At 35.8% G+C, this 18,650-nt stretch carries 16 protein-coding genes; 4 read left to right on the top strand and 12 right to left on the bottom strand.

The features are described from left to right. Positions 1 to 35 precede the first annotated feature (35 nt). The gene (locus AC3IS6_RS00875; protein ID WP_489162871.1) at positions 36 to 1,040 is read right to left on the bottom strand and encodes a hypothetical protein; all 1,005 of its coding nucleotides are present in this window, start codon (positions 1,038 to 1,040) and stop codon (positions 36 to 38) included. 357 nt (positions 1,041 to 1,397) lie between these two features. Between AC3IS6_RS00875 and trxB the strand changes: the two genes are divergently transcribed. Further along, entirely contained in the window at positions 1,398 to 2,345 is a 948-nt protein-coding gene (gene trxB, locus AC3IS6_RS00870) for a thioredoxin-disulfide reductase (RefSeq protein ID WP_173964361.1), read from the top strand. Between the two features lie 231 nt (positions 2,346 to 2,576). Here the strand turns inward: trxB and AC3IS6_RS00865 are convergent, their stop codons facing one another. The 5 genes from AC3IS6_RS00865 to AC3IS6_RS00845 all read right to left on the bottom strand — a co-directional run bounded on the left by AC3IS6_RS00865 (position 2,577) and on the right by AC3IS6_RS00845 (position 6,999). Continuing rightward, positions 2,577 to 3,446: a GIN domain-containing protein gene (locus tag AC3IS6_RS00865; protein ID WP_489162869.1), complete on the bottom strand. Its 870-nt coding sequence runs from the start codon at positions 3,444 to 3,446 to the stop codon at positions 2,577 to 2,579. Positions 3,447 to 3,532: 86 nt separating this feature from the next. Further along, positions 3,533 to 4,267 (bottom strand): head GIN domain-containing protein, encoded by a 735-nt coding sequence (locus AC3IS6_RS00860; RefSeq protein WP_489162867.1) that lies wholly within the window; start codon positions 4,265 to 4,267, stop codon positions 3,533 to 3,535. A gap of 3 nt (positions 4,268 to 4,270) precedes the next feature. Beyond that, the gene (locus AC3IS6_RS00855) at positions 4,271 to 6,004 is read right to left on the bottom strand and encodes a PspC domain-containing protein (protein ID WP_489162866.1); all 1,734 of its coding nucleotides are present in this window, start codon (positions 6,002 to 6,004) and stop codon (positions 4,271 to 4,273) included. 3 nt (positions 6,005 to 6,007) lie between these two features. Further along, complete coding sequence (locus AC3IS6_RS00850) at positions 6,008 to 6,340, bottom strand: PadR family transcriptional regulator (protein WP_008464689.1); 333 nt, start codon at positions 6,338 to 6,340, stop codon at positions 6,008 to 6,010. A gap of 179 nt (positions 6,341 to 6,519) precedes the next feature. Next, the gene (locus tag AC3IS6_RS00845; protein WP_489162864.1) at positions 6,520 to 6,999 is read right to left on the bottom strand and encodes a DUF4870 domain-containing protein; all 480 of its coding nucleotides are present in this window, start codon (positions 6,997 to 6,999) and stop codon (positions 6,520 to 6,522) included. Positions 7,000 to 7,231: 232 nt separating this feature from the next. Between AC3IS6_RS00845 and AC3IS6_RS00840 the strand changes: the two genes are divergently transcribed. Further along, positions 7,232 to 7,684, top strand: a complete 453-nt coding sequence (locus tag AC3IS6_RS00840) for a DUF4442 domain-containing protein (RefSeq protein ID WP_489162862.1) — start codon at positions 7,232 to 7,234, stop codon at positions 7,682 to 7,684. 297 nt (positions 7,685 to 7,981) lie between these two features. On the opposite strand, the gene AC3IS6_RS00835 is transcribed toward AC3IS6_RS00840, so the two are convergent. The 6 genes from AC3IS6_RS00835 to AC3IS6_RS00810 all read right to left on the bottom strand — a co-directional run bounded on the left by AC3IS6_RS00835 (position 7,982) and on the right by AC3IS6_RS00810 (position 13,448). Continuing rightward, positions 7,982 to 8,161 (bottom strand): hypothetical protein, encoded by a 180-nt coding sequence (locus AC3IS6_RS00835; protein WP_263361872.1) that lies wholly within the window; start codon positions 8,159 to 8,161, stop codon positions 7,982 to 7,984. A 197-nt stretch (positions 8,162 to 8,358) separates the two neighbouring features. Beyond that, complete coding sequence (locus AC3IS6_RS00830; RefSeq protein ID WP_489164903.1) at positions 8,359 to 10,596, bottom strand: multicopper oxidase family protein; 2,238 nt, start codon at positions 10,594 to 10,596, stop codon at positions 8,359 to 8,361. A gap of 304 nt (positions 10,597 to 10,900) precedes the next feature. Then, positions 10,901 to 11,461 (bottom strand): helix-turn-helix domain-containing protein, encoded by a 561-nt coding sequence (locus tag AC3IS6_RS00825; RefSeq protein ID WP_489162860.1) that lies wholly within the window; start codon positions 11,459 to 11,461, stop codon positions 10,901 to 10,903. A gap of 2 nt (positions 11,462 to 11,463) precedes the next feature. After that, positions 11,464 to 11,994 (bottom strand): DUF3347 domain-containing protein, encoded by a 531-nt coding sequence (locus tag AC3IS6_RS00820; protein WP_489162858.1) that lies wholly within the window; start codon positions 11,992 to 11,994, stop codon positions 11,464 to 11,466. A gap of 163 nt (positions 11,995 to 12,157) precedes the next feature. Then, complete coding sequence (locus AC3IS6_RS00815; protein ID WP_489162856.1) at positions 12,158 to 12,544, bottom strand: hypothetical protein; 387 nt, start codon at positions 12,542 to 12,544, stop codon at positions 12,158 to 12,160. A gap of 70 nt (positions 12,545 to 12,614) precedes the next feature. Then, positions 12,615 to 13,448 (bottom strand): AraC family transcriptional regulator, encoded by an 834-nt coding sequence (locus AC3IS6_RS00810; RefSeq protein ID WP_489162854.1) that lies wholly within the window; start codon positions 13,446 to 13,448, stop codon positions 12,615 to 12,617. A 102-nt stretch (positions 13,449 to 13,550) separates the two neighbouring features. Here AC3IS6_RS00810 and AC3IS6_RS00805 point away from each other — a divergent pair, with 102 nt between their 5' ends. Both AC3IS6_RS00805 and AC3IS6_RS00800 read left to right on the top strand, forming a co-directional pair. After that, positions 13,551 to 14,717, top strand: a complete 1,167-nt coding sequence (locus AC3IS6_RS00805) for an MFS transporter (protein WP_489162852.1) — start codon at positions 13,551 to 13,553, stop codon at positions 14,715 to 14,717. 687 nt (positions 14,718 to 15,404) lie between these two features. Then, the gene (locus AC3IS6_RS00800; RefSeq protein ID WP_489162850.1) at positions 15,405 to 18,635 is read left to right on the top strand and encodes a SusC/RagA family TonB-linked outer membrane protein; all 3,231 of its coding nucleotides are present in this window, start codon (positions 15,405 to 15,407) and stop codon (positions 18,633 to 18,635) included. Positions 18,636 to 18,650: the final 15 nt, after the last annotated feature.

Raw genomic sequence — 18,650 nt, 5'->3', positions numbered from 1 at the left:
TGTGTAATTAGCGAACGGATACTGTCAAAATCAAATTAGGGAAAAACAACGAAATCATATTGTCCGATAGTATCGTTGCCTGAACTGCTAAGAAAATAATAAAGACCGGCCTTTAAATTACGGGATTTAAGGGCCATCAATTTGTGCTGTATTTTATTTTTTAGGCTACAGTCAATTTTTGTATCCAGAACTATTTTTGAAGAATCGTTTCGAATAGTGATTTGAACTGGCCGAATTTCAGTCGTTTTTGATAGCGTCATTAAATCTACGGGCAAAGAATCATGAAAACGGATGTTTCTTTTGGTGAGTTTAGCAATCAAAACGGATTTATTGATCCTTTTTGGTTTTTCAAAAACGAGTGGAATGAAGTTTCTTTTCGGAATTTCCTCATCCCAGATTCCTTCATCTTTAACAACTGAATAGCCAGTAGCAGCATCGTTTGTAATTGCTTTCGCAAAATAGAGATTATATCCCAATTGCTCAGAAAACCAGGGATGATAGGGATCGACATCTTTCCAGGCCAATAAGACTTCAAATCCGCACTTTCCATCATAAACTATTTCCTCAAAATGGGTTTCGGTACTTAGCTTTTTTCCATGGCTTTGATTTCTGTTGTAGTCCCAAATTCTTTTTCTTGCCCAGTATTTTTTGTCTTTTGAAGGCGAAAATGCAATATCGTAGTATTCGTCAGTGAGGGAGTCCTTTTGGGGTTTTGCCAGCAGTAATTTGAATCCGTCACCATTAATAAATCCTCGGTCCCGATAGGTAATACTATCAGCTGGGGTCTCAATATATAAATAGAGATGCGTCGGAGTATAGGTTATTAGGTAAGTGATCTTTGCACAGCTCGCAGCCGGATTGTCGAACGGAAAGAAGTGATTAAATTCCTTTTGCTTAAAATGCATCAGTTTACGATCCAGTTTTCCGTCAACGACAGGAGTGAAATCTAAAAAGCGAATTTCGTGTGATTGTGTGGACTGCCCGGATACGATCTGAACCATACACCATACGAAGTACAAAAAATAGCCCTTTGTTTTCATATTGATATGTAGTGTTTTGTTTTAGAACAATCGATCAATAGCTATGTCAAATATAATTAAAAATTAAATTCAGATTTTAAAAGTGGCTGGTTCTTTTGGTTGTAAATCTGGGAAGTTTCAAACTGGTAAAAGAGCCGAAATGACAGAAGCTTTAAGTAGAAAGTAATTTCCTTCTGTGAGTACTTTCCGAAGGAAGTTTATGGATTAATTATAAAGAGAAAGAGAAAATCTTTTTTTTCTAATTCTTTACAGGATTAAATTCTCTATTTGGGAATAGTTAAAACTAATTAAATGATTTCTTATTTCCGACAATAAAAACTTATTTTTGTGACCATTAATTAATAATACAATCATATTATGTCAGATACAATCGAAAAAATTAAATGCCTAATTATTGGTTCCGGCCCAGCGGGTTACACTGCTGCTATTTATGCTGCCAGAGCAAATATGAATCCAGTTTTATATCAGGGAATGCAACCAGGTGGCCAATTGACTACAACGAATGAAGTAGAAAATTTTCCAGGTTATGTTGATGGTGTTACAGGACCGGAAATGATGATTCAATTACAAGAACAAGCAAAACGTTTTGGTTCTGATATTCGTGATGGATGGGCTACTAAAGTTGATTTTTCAGGAGATATTCATAAAGTTTGGATTAACGATACAATCGAGTTGCACTGTGAAACAGTTATTATCTCTACAGGAGCCTCGGCTAAATATTTAGGGTTGCCGTCAGAGCAGCATTATTTGCAAATGGGTGGTGGAGTTTCTGCTTGTGCTGTTTGTGACGGGTTTTTCTACCGTAATCAGGAAGTTGTTATTGTTGGGGCTGGAGATTCGGCTTGTGAGGAAGCACATTATTTGTCTAAGCTTTGTAAAAAAGTAACGATGTTGGTAAGAAGTGAAAAATTCAGAGCCTCAAAAATCATGGAAGAGCGCGTTCGTAAAACCGAAAACATCGAGATTTTAATGAATCACGATACTGTTGAAGTTTTAGGAGACGATAGTGTTGTACATGCTATAAAAGCAAAAAACAAAACGACCGGAGAAATTTTTGACATTCCGGCAACCGGATTTTTCGTTGCTATTGGTCATAAACCAAATACAGATATTTTTGCAGATTACATCACACTTGATGAAACTGGTTATATTGTAAATGTTCCGGGAACTTCTAAAACAAATGTAGAAGGTGTTTTCGTAGCCGGAGATGCAGCAGATCATGTATACCGTCAGGCAATTACTGCTGCGGGTACCGGATGTATGGCAGCTTTGGATGCGGAGAGATATCTTGCTGCTAAGGAGTAAAGGTTTTAAGGGGCTGAGGTTCTTAGGTTCTAAGTTTTAGATGCAAAGGAACAAAGGAACAAAGGTTCTCCATAAAAAAATCCATTCGTGTAGCGAATGGATTTTTTTATGGGGAAAATCTAAAATCTAAAATCTAAAATCTAAAATCTAAAATCTAAAATCTAAAATCTAAAATCTAAAATCTAAAATCTAAAATCTAAAATCTAAAATCTAAAATCTAAAATCTAAAATCTACCCCTGCAATGGCGTAGCTGCTTTAGCTTTTACCGGACTTGGTTTCTTGATCAGTTTGGCTTCCTCGCTAAAACGGGTAAGTTCGATCTTTGGGTTACCAAATAAAGAGATTTCTGATTTGTCTCCGGCTGAAATTGCCAGATTGTTTTCAGCTAGTATAGTGGCAACAGCAGAACCTTCGGTGGTAATATTGGCTTCTTTTAAAGTAAACTTAATTCCTGTAAAAATGGAGTTATTGTCTAAACGAATAGTTGCTTTTTCGGTAATACCTTCAATAGTTGCAGTTGTTTTTTGATATAAGTCACACTTGAATTTTATAGCAGAAACTAATGTTTTGATTGAAGAATTTTTGCTCAGTTGTAAGGCAGCATCTTCCGCTTTTAAGTTCAGTTCTGTTTTGGATTTATCATCTGCAAACAAACTGAATTTTTTTGAGTTTACGTTTAGTAATAATTTAGCATAATCAAAGCTGTGGAAAGTGATGTCGTCTAACTGAAGCTCCTGAATCGCATAAATTACAGCCTCATTTTTAGCGATTGCTGTTTTTAATGAACTTGTATAGATAACGTGAACAACCAGTTTTTTGAAAATAGTACTCTCTTTGGTGGTGTACAGGCGAAGCACTTTTTCTCTTAAATCCATTCCTATGATCTCGTGCAGGTTGTCATCGGCTTCGATTCTAATTTCGTTTTTCTCACCTCGTTCCAGGTATACTTCTAAATTGTCATCAGCTTCAATGCCATCAAATGCACCAACTTCTTTTACGGAGGTAGTTACAATTTTAGAACCTTTTATTTTTTCTCTTCGTTGAGCAAAAGTTAAAGTAGTAACAAATAATAATAGGAGTAAGGCTGTATTTTTTTTCATTAATTCTAAGATTTGATTTTGACAAATATAAAAAAATCATCCACTTTCGATGAATGATTTTTTTATATTTAACAGATAAATAAGGTTTATCCCTGACTAATTGTTCCTCCTGAACTTGAAGTTTTTTCAATTGTCTTTGGAGTGATGTTATAATTGATGGATCCGCCACTGCTGGCTGAAGCTTTCAGGTTTACAATTGGATGAACATTTATGCTTCCTCCGCTTGAGGCTTCAGCATGAATATCATTTGCGAATAATTTATGAGCATTGATGCTACCGCCGCTTGAAGCTGAGACCTGCATTTTTAATGCTTTCCCTTCTAGTCCAATAGAGCTTCCGCTGTCTGAATCACAAGTAATGTTATCCGATTCGATATTTACATCTAATGTGGAAGCGCTTGAAGCTTCGAGATTAATATCCTGACCCTGAATCAGGCCTTTGCTCATAATAGTGGCAGCACTTGAGGATTCTAATTTGTCAATAACAGGCATTCTTACGGTTACTTTTTTCTTGGTAATATCACGGAAAGAGCCTTGTTTACATTTAACATATAAAGTTCCATTCTCTACTTTTGTTATGATTTCCTGTTGAATGTTATCATCTGCTTCAACAACAATTTCCGTAGAATCAGATTGGATAATAATCAGATCGATTGCATTACTAACCGCTACTTTCGTAAAATTGCCCTGAACAATTCTTTTTTCAGTAGTAACATTTCCGCTTCCTTTAATAGTATTCACATTAAAGTTACAAGAGGCAAACAATAATGCAGTAACTGCTGCAATAATGAATTTTGTAATATGAATGATTATTTTTATCATGGTCTAGTTAATTTTGATTATAACTCCGTTTTTATCAGTGGTTAATTTTCCTTTGGTTTTCTTTGCGTTTAAAATTTCTTTTCCGTTAACTTCAATGGAAACTCCATTTACGGTATCGTTCTCCATAACACTCTCTTCGCTGGTGTCATCATACTCATCCCCATACTCGTTTTCTTCAGCAGGGCAGTCAAGGCATTTAATTTTAGAACCTTCTACTTTATAACTGTAGTTACCGCTAAAGTGTAAGTTGAAAAAATCATTCTCAGAATCGTCATAATCCTGTACAGATGCATCTGGTTTGAATAGCTGTCCTTCAGGTAAGTACAGGTACACATCCACTTCCTGTCCTCTGAATTTGTTTTTTACATCTGTCAGAAAATAATTATCCAAAATTAAGCGATTTCCGTTAATCTGAAATTTGTAATTGATTTTTTCTGCTCTTTGTTTGGCATTGATAAACGAGTTACCTCTGGCTGTTTTTTCAATTTGAATGTAAGGTGCAGCCTCATCTGTATGTAAAACATGCAAACGAACATCGTTGGAATAGATTAACTGATTGTTGGCTGAGTCCTGTACAAATTCAAAATCACTATGATGGTTTAGGTCTTTTGCATAATAATCATTGTATCTGAATTTTACGTAAAGCGTGTCTTTTGCTGTAATGTTGATCGCTTTCTTCTCTACCATTTTATTGTCATAAGAAAGCTCAGTTGCCTGTTTGATTCCGATGCTGATTGCGATAGCAACTGCAATAATCCAAATCGCTAACAAAGTATATTTGGTAATATTTCCAATAGACTTTAGGTTTGGAGATAACAATTTGAAACCTAAAAGTGTCAGGAAGAAAAATGGAATTCCAACGGCAAAGAACATTAATAAACCAAATGACCAAAGCGGATAATCAGTGAAGTTTCCGGCATCTACAAAGTTTTGCCATGGAAAATCAACAAAAACGTTGGTTCCTAAAGTGAAAACACCAATAAGTAACATGATCAAAACGCTGATTCCTGACATGATTAAAATCACTCCTAAGAATTTAGCGAATATTTTAAAAACCGTCATGACAAAGTCTCCAAATGAACTACTTATTCTCTCAGCTCCCGACTTTACCTGGTTTCCCATTGCGTCATAATCTGCATTTTTGAATTTATCAGATAAGTTTTCAATTTCTTCGCGAACCTTTTTTTCAATGTTCGAAATTGTTACCGGTTCGCCTGTCATTTCCAGTTTTTCTGAAGTGGTAATCGCTTCCGGAGTTACAATCCAAAGAACAAAGTAAGCTAAGATTCCGGTTCCAAAACCTGCGAAAACAAATATTAAGAAAATGATCTTAATCCAAACCGCGTCAATTCCAAAATAGTGTCCTAAACCGGTTGCTACACCACCAATCATACCTTTTTCTTTGTCACGGTACAATTTTTTGTGTTTTCTTGCTCCGTAGTCGCTAAAAGACGGGCTTGTTTTTTCTTCGTCCTCAAGGATATAATCTTCAGGTTGTCCCATAACGGTAATCACCTCATCAACGTCTTTCAGTCCTACAACATGTTTGTCGCTTTTTTGTTTCTCAATTAATAATTCAGAAATACGCATTTCGATATCTTTAATAATTTCGTCCTGTCCGGAAGAGTTGGTAAGTGATCGTTTTATAGCGTCAAAATAGCGTGTCAGTTTTAAATATGCGTCTTCATCGATGTGAAAAACCATACCGCCTAAGTTAATATTTACTGTTTTGTTCATGACTTATTGATTTTGATTGGTGATTAGATTTACGGCGTCAGACAATTCTGTCCAGGTACCGCTAAGTTCGTTTAAAAATGTTTGTCCTATTTCGGTTAATCCATAATATTTTCTTGGTGGTCCTGATGTAGATTCTTCCCATCGATAATTAAGCAAACCGTCGTTTTTCAGCCTAGTCAAAAGTGGATAAACTGTTCCCTCAACAACTAGTAATTTTGCGTTTTTTAAAGTGTCTAGTATTTCTGAGGTATATGCGTCTTTTTCTTTTAGTACTGATAAGATGCAAAACTCAAGAACACCTTTGCGCATCTGTGCTTTTGTGTTTTCAATGTTCATAATTTCATTTTGTTTTTTTTAGATTGAACAATTCGTTTTTTGATTGATGATGATTGATTGATGATTGAGTTGCCAGTTTGCCCTTCTGGCTCGGGTGATTGATGATTGATGATTGATTTCGAAACTTTTCTGATGATGGTCAATTAAGGTTTCGACTATAACTTTTAATTTTTAGCCTCTTACTTTATAAAAGGAATCGTTAACGGATACTTGTATAATTCTCCGTTTGACGCTTTTATTGAAGCGTAAATCACTAAAAAGAATTCAACAAATTTTAATACTCCAAAAAGTAAAACTGCTGTTGCTCCGATACTTAAAAGAGCAATGTTTCCATTAAAGTCAAAGTTTCTGATGATAAAATCTTCGTCGTTAAAAACAGCTTCCATCGGAAGGTTTTGTAAAAAAACAGTGACGAGGATCGGAACTGCAATCAGAGCCAGAATTAACGTATAAAGCAAAAGACTCAATTGAAAATTTAAAGCTTGCTTTCCGTGATGATTTACATATTCTGATTTGTCTTTGTAACTCGTCCAGATCAATATTGGGAAAATATAATTCCCAAACGGAATGATATACTGACTTAATGTACTTAAATGTGTGAACGTTGCAGTGTTCTTTTCTGAGGTTGTTTCCATGATGAGTGGTGTTGTTGTTTCCATGATTAAAAGTATATAGTAATTTCTTATGCAAATATATATCTAAAAGACAGTATCTTGTTTTGCATAGTACCAAATATTAACAAAATATTAACAAGATTAAAATTTTAAAGATCACTATAATGGACTGAAAACCATTCGGAATACTTGATTTTATTGGTAATCCAGGAAAGTATTTTAAATTTATTGTGCACGCATAGTTTTTTTGTATTTTTACATAAAAAAAATAAATACCATGGCATTATCCGTTTCTAAACTTAATAAATTTGTATTATTCAAACTACCATCGGCCTACATTTGTGGTGTGCGTGTAAAGGCAATCGACAAAGACAGATGTGTGGTAAGTGTCAAACACCGATGGATCAACCAAAATCCTTTTAACTCTATGTATTTTGCCGTTCAGGCGATGGCTGCGGAACTAACTACCGGAGCATTGGTGATCTCTCAGATTCAACAAAGCGGAAAAAAGATTTCGATGCTCGTAGCCAACAATAAGGGAAACTTTACTAAAAAAGCAACAGGAAGAATAACTTTTGTTTGTAATGATGGACATTTAATAGCCGATGCCATTCAAAAAACAATCAAAACAGGCGAGGGGCAAACCTTCTGGATGAAATCGATTGGAACGGATGAGAGCGGTACTCAGGTTTCTGAAATGGATTTTGAGTGGAGTGTTCGAATTAAATAGTTTTTTCATCAAGATCCGGCCTAAGGGAACGGGCGAAGTGATTTCATGGACTATTTTTTGCTAAATGCTCAGGTATCTGGAGTTTACATTAATAACCTTTAATAAAGTTTTAAACTTTGTTAAGGCTTGTGAAAACAGGCATTCTTGTCCCGAATTAGTATAAAAATTTAAAGCCAAATGCTGAATATCTGATTTAGTTTGTGTCGTTTGCTTCGTCCGTTCCCTTTGGTTGGGTCGTGCTAAGAAATAAAAAAAGACCTCAAATAATTGAGGTCTTTTTGTTGAAACAGGTTTCGTTTATTTTTTAACGCAACATGATTTTTTATCTTTTTTTGCATCGTCTTTTTTCGCAGTATCTGTTTTTTTACAGCAGGATTCTTTTTTCTCTTTTTCTTTTTTAGGAGCTGGCTTAGTGTCTTGCGCCTGAATACCAATTGTAAATAAAGCAAGGGCTAAAACGGTAAATAATTTTTTCATTTTTGTTTAATTTAAGGTTTTATAATTTTGTTTTCTAATTGAAGATGGTGGTTCAAATATAAAAAGAGTTTCCAGTGTTAACTCTTACAGTTTAGTTAATGTTTTTGTAATAAATTAATTTTCTGAATAACATTTAAAGGAGGTATTGCGGTCTTTTAAACCTGTAAATTCCGATTACAGGAAAGGTGTCATTTTGTTTAATAATTCAAATTTACCCCAAAACCAACGCCCATATCACTGTCATAATGCGTAGTGATTCCAAAGTTTCTTCCTGCAATATATTTTAAGCCGGCCATATATTCCTTGTCCGTATTCCACATCAAATTCATACGCAGACGCCTGGAAAGCGGGATGTCTTTTCGTTCAAACTGTATTCGCACATTTCCATCGGTATAGACTTCGACCTGTGCTTTTACCAGCATAGGTAAGGTATATTCGATACCGGCACTCAGAACCGAACGATTGTCTTTGGTGTTTTTTTGTCCAAAGAGATTTTGTTCCTGTTCGTCCATTCCCATTCTTCTGTAGCGCCAGTCAAAACCAATAAAAGGCATAAACCATTGCATTTTGCCAATGTAACGACCAATATGTGTCTCGGTTTCATAACCGTGCTTGTCGTTGTAACCCAATCTCCATTCGGTACCAATGCTCCAACGGGTGTTGCCAAACATGGCTTCTCCGTCGTTTCCATTAGAGGCAAAATCATTTTCAGCCATAAAATGAAACATGCGGTCGTCCATCTTTAACATCTTATAAGCCATTTTCGGATCGTGTATTAAAGGATTTGGCGCTGAATTTTCATAAGTAAAAACCCGGCCCATTCCGGCCATCATGTGATATAGTATATGGCAATGAAAAAACCAGTCTCCGTCGGCATTGGCCTGGAATTCAATAGTGTCTGTCTCCATTGGCATAATGTCAATCACATTCTTTAACGGAGAATACTCACCATGTTCGTTCAGAATTCTGAAATCGTGTCCGTGTAAATGCATGGGATGACGCATCATCGATCCGTTGTACAATACAATTCGAACATTTTCTCCTTTTTTAATTAAGATCTTATCGGTTTCAGAAACTACTTTGTTGTCTAAACTCCAGACATAACGGTTCATATTTCCGGATAACTCGAAACGAAGCTCTTTTACCGGAGCATCTTTGGGCAGTGTGGTTGGCGTTGGCGATTTCAGCATTCCGTAATTAAGTGTCGTAATTCCGGCAACTTCCGTTGTATCGGCAGACATGTTCATGCCTTCCATATTGTGTTTGGAATGATCTTCCATCTTTTCAGTTTCACCACCTCCGGTAATTTCAGGATACATAACGGCATTCATATCCATCTTATTCAAAGACATTTTCATGCCCATATCGTTCATCTCACCATTCATTTTCATCATGTCATTCATCATTTTCATCCCTTCAAAATATTTTAATTTCGGAAGATGGGCGACAGACTGTTTGGCTCCTTCACCTAAAAATAAGGAAGCTGATCCGGTGCGATCTTCGGCTGTAGCCAGAAAAGCAAAGGATTTTTTATCCTCAGGAATAGTAACTACAACATCATAGGTTTCAGAAACCGCAATAATTAGCCGATCCACTTCTACGGGTTCGACGTCGTTTCCGTCACTGGCCACAACGGTTATTTTTCCGCCCCCATAGGTCAGCCAGAAATAACTCGAAGCACCTCCGTTGGCAATTCTCAGTCTGACTTTATCGCCTGCCTTAAATTGCGAAAGCTGCTGTTCGTTTTTACCGTTAATTAGAAATTTCTCATAATAAACGTCACTAACGTCCATGGCATTCATACGTTTCCATTCGTTGGTTAGTTTCGTCGAAAACTGTCCTTGTTTAATAGCTTCCGCATAACTCTGGGTAGTTCCTTTTTTGATGGCAAACCAATCGTTTGCATTGTGCAGCATTCGTTGTACATTTTCCGGTTTCAAATCGGTCCATTCGCTTAAAATCACAGGAACGGTTGGTAAATCGTCGATTCCTTTTCTAAAGGTTGTATCGTCTTTCTTTTTGTTGATGATAAAAAGGCCGTATAAACCAATTTGTTCCTGCAATCCCGAATGGCTGTGGTACCAATAAGTTCCGTTTTGAATAATAGGGAAGCTGTATTTATGCGTTGTTCCGGGTTTTATAGGCATTTGCGTTAAATACGGAACACCGTCTTCCTTATTCGGAAGAAATAATCCGTGCCAGTGCAGGGCCGTATTTTCTTTTTTTAAGTCGTTGTGGACGTAAATCTCCGCAACATCACCTTCTGTAAAAGTTAGCGTTGGCATCGGAATTTGCCCGTTAACCGTAAGTGCTCGTTTTTCTTTTCCGGAAAAATTCACAATAGTGTCACGCACATGTAAATCGTAACGAACCACTTTTTGCGCTTTTGCACTAAAGGCAATTAGAAAGGCGAGTATAATAGTATGTAGTTTCATGCTCATTTTTTAAAGGTTTAGATTTCGCAACCGCACAGCATTCCTGAAATAACATAGTGATGTATCGTTGTTGCTGTACTTTAATTATTACACTGCAAATTTCCGAAGTAACAATTACTTTGGGTTGTACAATTTTGAGAATGATTTGTAAGATTTGGGAAGTCTGGTTTTTATCGTAAAGGCTTTCATAATCTCACAAAGAAGTTAAGTCGCAGCGTTTTTCTTTTTAGACCAATAGTAAAACTTCTGGTTCTCTGAAATAAGAAAAACTTAGCGTCTCTGCGTCTTTGCGAGAAATAAAATCTTATAAATTCTCAATCTGAATGCGTTTTTTATCCTTCAATTGTTTAAAGCTGGTAGGGGTAAAGCCTGTGATTTTCTTAAACTGATTGCTCAAATGTGCTACATTGCTATAGTTTAGCGTGTCTGCGATTTGACTTAACGACAGTTCATTGTAAACAAGGAGCTCCTTTACTTTTTCTATTTTTTGGCTGATAAAGTACTTTTCAATAGTCGTGTTTTCTATTTCCGAGAATAAATTGCTTAGCGTGCTGTAATCCTGATGGAGATTTTGAACTAAATAATCAGACATAGTAACTTTGAGGTCGTTGTTTTTATGATGAACCAGATCAACGATGAGGTTTTTGACCTTCTCAACAGTTTTACTTTTTTTGTCATCAATAAAATCAAAGCCCAGAGCTAGTAAATTTTTAAGCAGTACTTCTTTTTGACTTTTAGAAATGGAATCTTCTAGTTCGACTTCGCCTAGTTCAACAGCAATAGAATGAAGTCCGAGTTTTTCAAACTCAGACTTCACAACCATTTTACAACGTCCACACACCATGTTTTTGATGTAGAGCTTCATATTTACTTGATCGTTTCTACCACATTTCCACAGGTTAGCATTGACGAACCATAATAAGGATTTTTGATTGCTTTTTCTTTGCTTAGCCAGTCTGCATCAGCCATTGGACAATATTGTTTGTATACAGCCTGATCTGATTTTGAAACTTTAATAAGTTCGTAAGTGTTTTTTGAAAGGGACTTGAAAGATTCACGCTGCTTTTTAAGATCGGATGTAGTCGAGATATTTTTAGCGTCGGCGGTTATTTTTTTCAAGATTTTCATCCAGGCGTTATGCTCGTCGCCTTTTAACTGGTCCATCTTCACAGCTGTAATGGCAGTCAGTAAATCTTTGGCTTTCGCCGAAGTAAGTTTGGCATCACTTTTAATTAAGGCATCTTTTACAGTAAAATAAGCATCATAAACGGTTTGTAACTGACTTGAAGCGGTAACTTCTACTGTCGTTGTTTCTTTTTTTATTGATGTGGCCAGGATAATATTAGCAGAGAAAGCTACTAAGATTACTACTACTATTGTTGAAATTGATTTTTTCATTTTGTACGATTTTAGTAGAGGATTAAATTTCCTCTAAGTTAAATAATTTAAGATTGTTATTGCATATTAGGGTCTCAAAAGTGGGTTGAGACGCAATGTACAGCTTTTTCCATAAGTCCAAAACGTTCGTTACAAAACGGAATTAGGGCTGTCAGAAATACAATTAGTTTATTTTTGGGGGCGACCAAATAGAGGTAAAACCATCAGAAATACTGATGTTTTTGTAATAAGGAGTTGTTTTCTCAAGAGCGAAATTGAAGAGGTTTTTTTGGAATTCAAATTCATTCATTGCAATTATGCTAAACTGAAGTCCGGAAGTTGTACAGCCGGAATGATCACATTTTCGGCTACAGCCGTGAGAATCATTTTTGGAGCTGTCTTCTTTTTTGCAGCAGTCTTTTTTACAAGTATCTGCAGTCTCTTTTTTCGAAGTGGCTTTCTTTTCACAAGAAGTTTTTTCGGTAGTTTTTCCACAAGCATAACCGGCATTTGACAACAGTAAGAAGCCAAAGGTTAGGAATAGAAATACTATGTGAACTTTTCTTATCAACGAAAATAATTTAGAAATACAAATTTAGGTATTTTTTTTTACCGTGAAGTTTTTTTTAAGATTTCAATGACTACAGTTTTTTATAGTCGGTAGGTTTCATTTTTTTCCTTTTCTTAAAGTAATTGGAAAGGTGGCTTTCGTCGGTAAAACCAAACTCGTGCGCAATTTGTTTGATGGGCAATTGATTGTTGTGAATTCGTTTTTCGATTAAAGTGGTTCTCAGATTGTGAATGTAATCACGGTAGCTTATGGCAAAAGTTCTTTTAAAATAGGCGCTGAAATATGTTTGCGCAATATTAAAATGATCTGCTATCACCTTAATCTGAACCAGTTTTGGATGGTAAATGTTTTGATGAATATAGGTTGCAATTTGCTCGTTATCGATAGGAGTCGATTTCAATTGCAGATTCATGCAACGGATGGTTTCTTTAATCAGACCAAAAATGGAAAGAATTTGATAAAAAACTATAGGCGAGCTCGAAACATCGGTTTTGCAATTATAGGCCGTAATGTTTTCGATTGTATTTTTTAAGATGGTTTTGCAAGGATCGTCTAATTTTAGAACGGTTTCCTTTAATAATTTATTCCGCATAAAATCCTCCGGTGTATTGAGGAGTAAATCGTCACAAAACAGATTTTTGTTAGAATCGAAATAATTGTCTGTAAACTTGATGTACACAAAACGTGTTCTTTTTTTTATATCAAAATAATGTTCGTCTTCGGGAGAAATCACAAACAGATCTCCTGATTTATACGACAGCAGGTTGTTGTTCAGATGGTGAATTCCGTTTCCTTTTTTGATATAAATGATCTCATAATAAGTGTGGGTATGCGGAACATGTGGGAATTTGTCATCTTCGAACTCATGAATGACAAGTTTTTCAAACTGATTAAATTTCGGCATAACTTAAATTTACAAGTTTATGTCGCAAATGTACAACTTATTTTGTGCTTAACGGTGTTAAATTTGCAGCATAGAAACTCTATTCCTTTCTATTTAATACAAATGAAAAAAAGTCTTATCGCACTCTCATTAGGAGGTTTAACAATTGGTATTACCGAATTTGTTATGATGGGTTTGCTGCCTGATATTGCTTCAGACATGAAAGTTTCAATTCCGGTTGCCGGATATTTAATTTCTGCTTATGCACTAGGTGTTGTAATAGGTGCTCCGCTATTGGTAATTCTGGGAAGAAATTTAGCTCCAAAAAAAATGCTTTTAATATTAGCTCTGATGCTAACCGTTTTTAATGCGCTTTCGATTATTGCGCCTACGTATAACTTTTTATTCGCTTCAAGATTTCTCTCCGGATTACCGCATGGTGCTTTTTTTGGAGTGGGGGCAGTGGTAGCAAGTCGTTTGGCTGATAAGGGAAAAGAAGCCCAGGCGATTGCTATTATGTTTTCGGGTTTAACATTGGCAAATTTAATAGGTGTGCCCATTGGAACTTATATCGGACATAATTTTATCTGGCGTTACACTTTTGTTTTAATTGCCATTGTAGGTTTGCTAACTTTTTTGTTTATCTCTTTGTGGATGCCAAATCTGGAAAAAAGCGGGAATGTAAATATGAAAACCCAATTGCTATTTTTTAAGAAAACGGAAGCCTGGCTGATTATTGGAATTACTGCCATTGGATTTGGCGGTCTCTTTGCCTGGATTAGTTATATCGCACCTTTGCTGACAAATGTTTCTAAGTTTGAAGCTGAGGATGTATCGTACATTTTGATTCTGGCAGGTTTAGGAATGGTAGTGGGGAATTTTGCTGGAGGAAAATTGGCGGATAAATATTCTCCTGCACCTACTGTGTTGGCTTTGCTTTTTGTAATGGCGATTGATTTAATTCTGGTGTATTTTTTCTCCTTCAATCAATATGTGTCCTTATTTCTGACCTTTTTAACAGGAGCCATTTCCTTTTCGGTGATCGCTCCAATTCAGATGTTGATGATCAAAACGGCCAAGGATGCTGAGATGATTGCTTCGGCAGCACTTCAAGGAAGTTTTAATATAGGGAATGCGTTGGGCGCCTTTCTGGGAGGTTTGCCTTTGTCCGCAGGATACAGTTATGCTTCTCCAAATTTAATTGGTCTCGGTATGGCACTAAGTGGAATGGTTATTACTTTTGCTCTAATGCAAAAACATAAAGAAAATTTACAGCTTCAAAAAGCTTAATTGTTCTTTGATGCTTTTTTAGAGTAATTTATTATCTGAGTTTTCTAAAAGGTATTGTAGTATTAAAAAAAGAGTCTTTGAACTGATCTGGTTCAAAGACTCTTTTTTTTGCCTCCTCTTTTGCTTTTAATCCATCCTAAGCTTGATTGCGGTAAGCTCTTTTTGTTATTAACAGGAATAGGATGTCATTGTGCTCCGGATATTTGTTCTTTAATATTAAATTCTGTTTTATCGAAGCAGTTTGTTGTGGTATTTTTTTGCGTAAGCAGCTAATTAATGAACGAAAAAATGAAACTTAGTAATATGATAACGAGTTGTCTTGTAATCGATTGTTTTTTTTATGAAATCGCAACTATTATTAAAAAAACAAAAATATATTTAATATTTATCCTTGGATTAAATTACACATGTCACATAAAAAAGGAGTTTTATTTTTGATATTTTATTTATTTTAGGAAATTTTTATGAATTTTAATTTTTTATCTCAAAAAAATATTTAAGTTTGTGTAATCGATTACAAATTTTTTTAAATGTTAAAAAATACATTATTTGAAAGGTCAAAAACAGCTTAAAAAAGAGATTTTTGCCAAAGAAAAGAGGATTTTATAATCAGTAAAAAAAAGGTGTGGTGTGATAAAAACTAAATAACCACTTAGAATAAACAATTAATAACTTAAACAATTAACCATGAATTTTAAAGATTTATTTAACAAAGGAGCAAATTGTTGCTTTGCAGTTGTTTTCTTATTGTGCTTACTGACCAGCAATCAAATGAATGCTCAGAGTATTACACTTGAAGGGACCGTTAAAGATGCTGCAGGACTCACATTGCCAGGTGTTAATATTTTAGAGAAAGGAACAAAAAACGGAACTTCTTCAGATTTTGACGGACGTTACAAATTAAAACTTAGTAATCCCAAAGCAATCGTGATTTATTCTTTTATAGGCTTTAAAACCAAAGAAATCAATGCCGCTGGAAAAACGAAAGTTGATATTGTTCTAACCGAAGATTCAAATGCTTTAAATGAAGTTGTTGTGGTGGGTTATGGAACAGTTAAGAAATCAGATTTAACAGGAGCAGTTTCTTCCATTTCAGGAAATGATCTGAAGAAAGTTCCGGTTTCTAATATAGCCGAAGCTTTAACAGGTAGAATCGCCGGAGTTCAGGTTACTTCGAGTGAGGGTTCGCCGGATGCGGATATTAAAATCAGAATTCGTGGTGGCGGATCTCTAACACAAGATGCTTCGCCTTTAATTATCGTAGATGGTTTTCCGGTAAACAGTATGAGCGATATTGCTGCTTCTAATGTGGAATCGATGACCGTATTGAAAGATGCTTCTTCTACAGCAATCTATGGATCCAGAGGAGCAAACGGGGTTATTATTATTACGACAAAAACAGGCAAAGACGGAAAAATGGCGGTGAGCTATAATATGTTCTATGGTATGAAGACCATGGCTAAAGAAATTGATGTTCTTCCGGTGGATGATTTTGTGAAATGGCAATACGAATATGCTTTATTGGATCAAACAGATAAGACTATTATGACCAATCCTAGTTCTTATACGAAGTATTTTGGCAATTGGCAGGATCGCGATTTGTACAACGGACTAAAAGGTACCGACTGGCAAAAGCAGATTTACGGTCGTCGTGGTGAAGTGAACAGCCGTGATTTGGGAATTCGTGGAGGGAATGAAAAACTAAGCTACAACTTTAACTACACCTACTACGATGAGAAAGCTATTATGGTAGGTTCGAATTTTAAAAGAAACAATCTGTCATTGGCGTTAAAAAATAAAGCAAGTGATAAAATTGACCTTGGTTTTACCGTGCGTTACTCCGATACGGATATAAATGGTGGAGGGGCGAATGATCAAAATCAGGCTTCATCACTGGACAGTCGTTTGCGTCATAGTGTGGGTTATGCGCCAATTCCGATGCCGGGATTAACGACAGATAACGATGATCAGTCTGTAAACAGCTATCTGGTAAATCCTTTTTTAGCGATAACAGATAATGACCGTCAACAGACCAGAAAAAATTACAACTTATTAGGGAGCTTTGGATGGAAACTGGCCAAAGATTTAAAATTTCAAAGTGATTTAGGATTGGATAATTCCAATTATTCCGATTATCGTTTTTACGGTTCTTCTACTTACTTTTCAAGTACAGCTAAAATTGGCGCAGGAAAACCGGGTTTGGTGATGAGCGATCGTAAAGATGTGCGTTTTAGAAATGCGAATACCTTAAATTATGATTTCAAAAATATTCTTGGAGAAAACCATCATTTGACTGCACTTTTAGGAGAAGAGATGATTACTACGACTTCAAACACAGTAACAACAACTATTTTAAATTATCCTAAATTCTTTGATATGGATCAGGCTAAGACATTAACCACTCAGGGAACTCCTTTTTCAGTTGATAATTTTTACAGCCCTGATGATAAATTATTGTCGTTTTTCGGACGTTTAAATTACGATTACAAAGATCGTTACCTTTTAACGGCTTCTTTTCGTGCCGATGGTTCCAGCAGGTTTTTAGGAAACAACCGTTGGGGGTATTTCCCGGCAGCGGCAGCAGCATGGAAAATTTCTGAAGAGAATTTTCTGAAAAATGCTTCTTGGCTAAACCTTCTTAAATTAAGACTGAGTTATGGTGAGGCGGGAAACAATAATATTCCAGTTGGGCAAACGGTTCAGAGTTATATGTCCAGTACAAATTCTTTTATAAATGGGTTTGACAGCTATTGGTCTCCATCAAGTGTTTTGGCAAATCCGGATTTGAAATGGGAAACTACCGTAACACAAAACATTGGTCTTGATTTTGGATTTTTCAAAAATCGTTTAAACGGAACATTTGATGTGTATAAAAATGTAACGAAGGACTTACTGATCGAATTTCCGGTAGGTGGTACAGGATATAAAACGCAGTTTAGGAACATGGGAGAAACACAGAATACCGGTTTTGAAGCTACCTTGAATTTTATAGCTATCGAAAAGAAAAATTTTGGTTTAAGTTTTTCTGTGAATGTTGGGGTTAATAAAAATAAAATTAACTCTCTTGGTGTAATGGATAATTTTGGAGTAAATACCAATTGGGCATCAACAGATGTTGGGAATGATTATGTGGTAAATGTTGGTTCTCCAATGGGATTAATGTACGGTTATCAAAGTGACGGACGATATGAAGTTTCAGACTTTGATTATGCGGGAGGAAAATATTCTTTAAAAGCAGGTGTTGTTGATGCCAGCAGTGTTGTAGGAGCTTTACAGCCCGGAATGATGAAGTTGAAAAATGCAGACGGTTCTGCCGACAATAAAGTTACCGCATCCGATCAAAAAGTGATTGGAAATTCGAATCCTAAAAACACAGGAGGTTTGGTAATTAATGCAAATGCTTATGGTTTTGATCTTTCAGCTGCTTTCAACTGGAGTATTGGAAATGATATTTACAATGCCAATAAAGCGGAGTTTTCAACCGCAAACAGAAACGGACAGTACAAAAATTTAAGTACGGAAATGGCTGATGGTAAAAGATGGACAAATTTAGATCCAACTTCAGGACAATTGGTAACAGATCCTGCCGCTTTAGAAGCGCTGAATGCTAACACTACAATGTGGTCTCCTTATATGCAGAAATTTATGTTTACAGACTGGGCAGTAGAAGATGGTTCATTCTTCAGGCTGAACACGCTGACTTTAGGATATAGTACGCCACAAGCTTTAACGTCTAAGTTGGGCGTAAGTAAATTAAGATTCTATTTTACGGCAACTAATGTGTTTGTAATTACAAATTATTCTGGTCCGGATCCTGAAGTTTCAACAAGAAGAAAAACTCCGTTAACACCGGGAGTTGATTATTCAGCTTATCCGCGCAGCAGACAATTGGTTTTTGGTTTAAACCTTAATTTCTAATTTAAAACTTATCAC

It is taken from the genome of Flavobacterium sp. KH_035 (genome assembly GCF_057839565.1).
Note: the sequence above shows the minus strand (reverse complement) of the source record. Positions and strands in the feature narration are given on the sequence as shown.

Coding starts and splice junctions, on each gene's coding strand:
- AC3IS6_RS00875 (WP_489162871.1), bottom strand. CDS start 1,040: ATGAAAACAAAGGGCTATTTTTTGTACTTCGTATGGTGTATGGTTCAG.
- trxB (WP_173964361.1), top strand. CDS start 1,398: ATGTCAGATACAATCGAAAAAATTAAATGCCTAATTATTGGTTCCGGC.
- AC3IS6_RS00865 (WP_489162869.1), bottom strand. CDS start 3,446: ATGAAAAAAAATACAGCCTTACTCCTATTATTATTTGTTACTACTTTA.
- AC3IS6_RS00860 (WP_489162867.1), bottom strand. CDS start 4,267: ATGATAAAAATAATCATTCATATTACAAAATTCATTATTGCAGCAGTT.
- AC3IS6_RS00855 (WP_489162866.1), bottom strand. CDS start 6,004: ATGAACAAAACAGTAAATATTAACTTAGGCGGTATGGTTTTTCACATC.
- AC3IS6_RS00850 (WP_008464689.1), bottom strand. CDS start 6,340: ATGAACATTGAAAACACAAAAGCACAGATGCGCAAAGGTGTTCTTGAG.
- AC3IS6_RS00845 (WP_489162864.1), bottom strand. CDS start 6,999: ATGGAAACAACAACACCACTCATCATGGAAACAACCTCAGAAAAGAAC.
- AC3IS6_RS00840 (WP_489162862.1), top strand. CDS start 7,232: ATGGCATTATCCGTTTCTAAACTTAATAAATTTGTATTATTCAAACTA.
- AC3IS6_RS00835 (WP_263361872.1), bottom strand. CDS start 8,161: ATGAAAAAATTATTTACCGTTTTAGCCCTTGCTTTATTTACAATTGGT.
- AC3IS6_RS00830 (WP_489164903.1), bottom strand. CDS start 10,596: ATGAAACTACATACTATTATACTCGCCTTTCTAATTGCCTTTAGTGCA.
- AC3IS6_RS00825 (WP_489162860.1), bottom strand. CDS start 11,461: ATGAAGCTCTACATCAAAAACATGGTGTGTGGACGTTGTAAAATGGTT.
- AC3IS6_RS00820 (WP_489162858.1), bottom strand. CDS start 11,994: ATGAAAAAATCAATTTCAACAATAGTAGTAGTAATCTTAGTAGCTTTC.
- AC3IS6_RS00810 (WP_489162854.1), bottom strand. CDS start 13,448: ATGCCGAAATTTAATCAGTTTGAAAAACTTGTCATTCATGAGTTCGAA.
- AC3IS6_RS00805 (WP_489162852.1), top strand. CDS start 13,551: ATGAAAAAAAGTCTTATCGCACTCTCATTAGGAGGTTTAACAATTGGT.
- AC3IS6_RS00800 (WP_489162850.1), top strand. CDS start 15,405: ATGAATTTTAAAGATTTATTTAACAAAGGAGCAAATTGTTGCTTTGCA.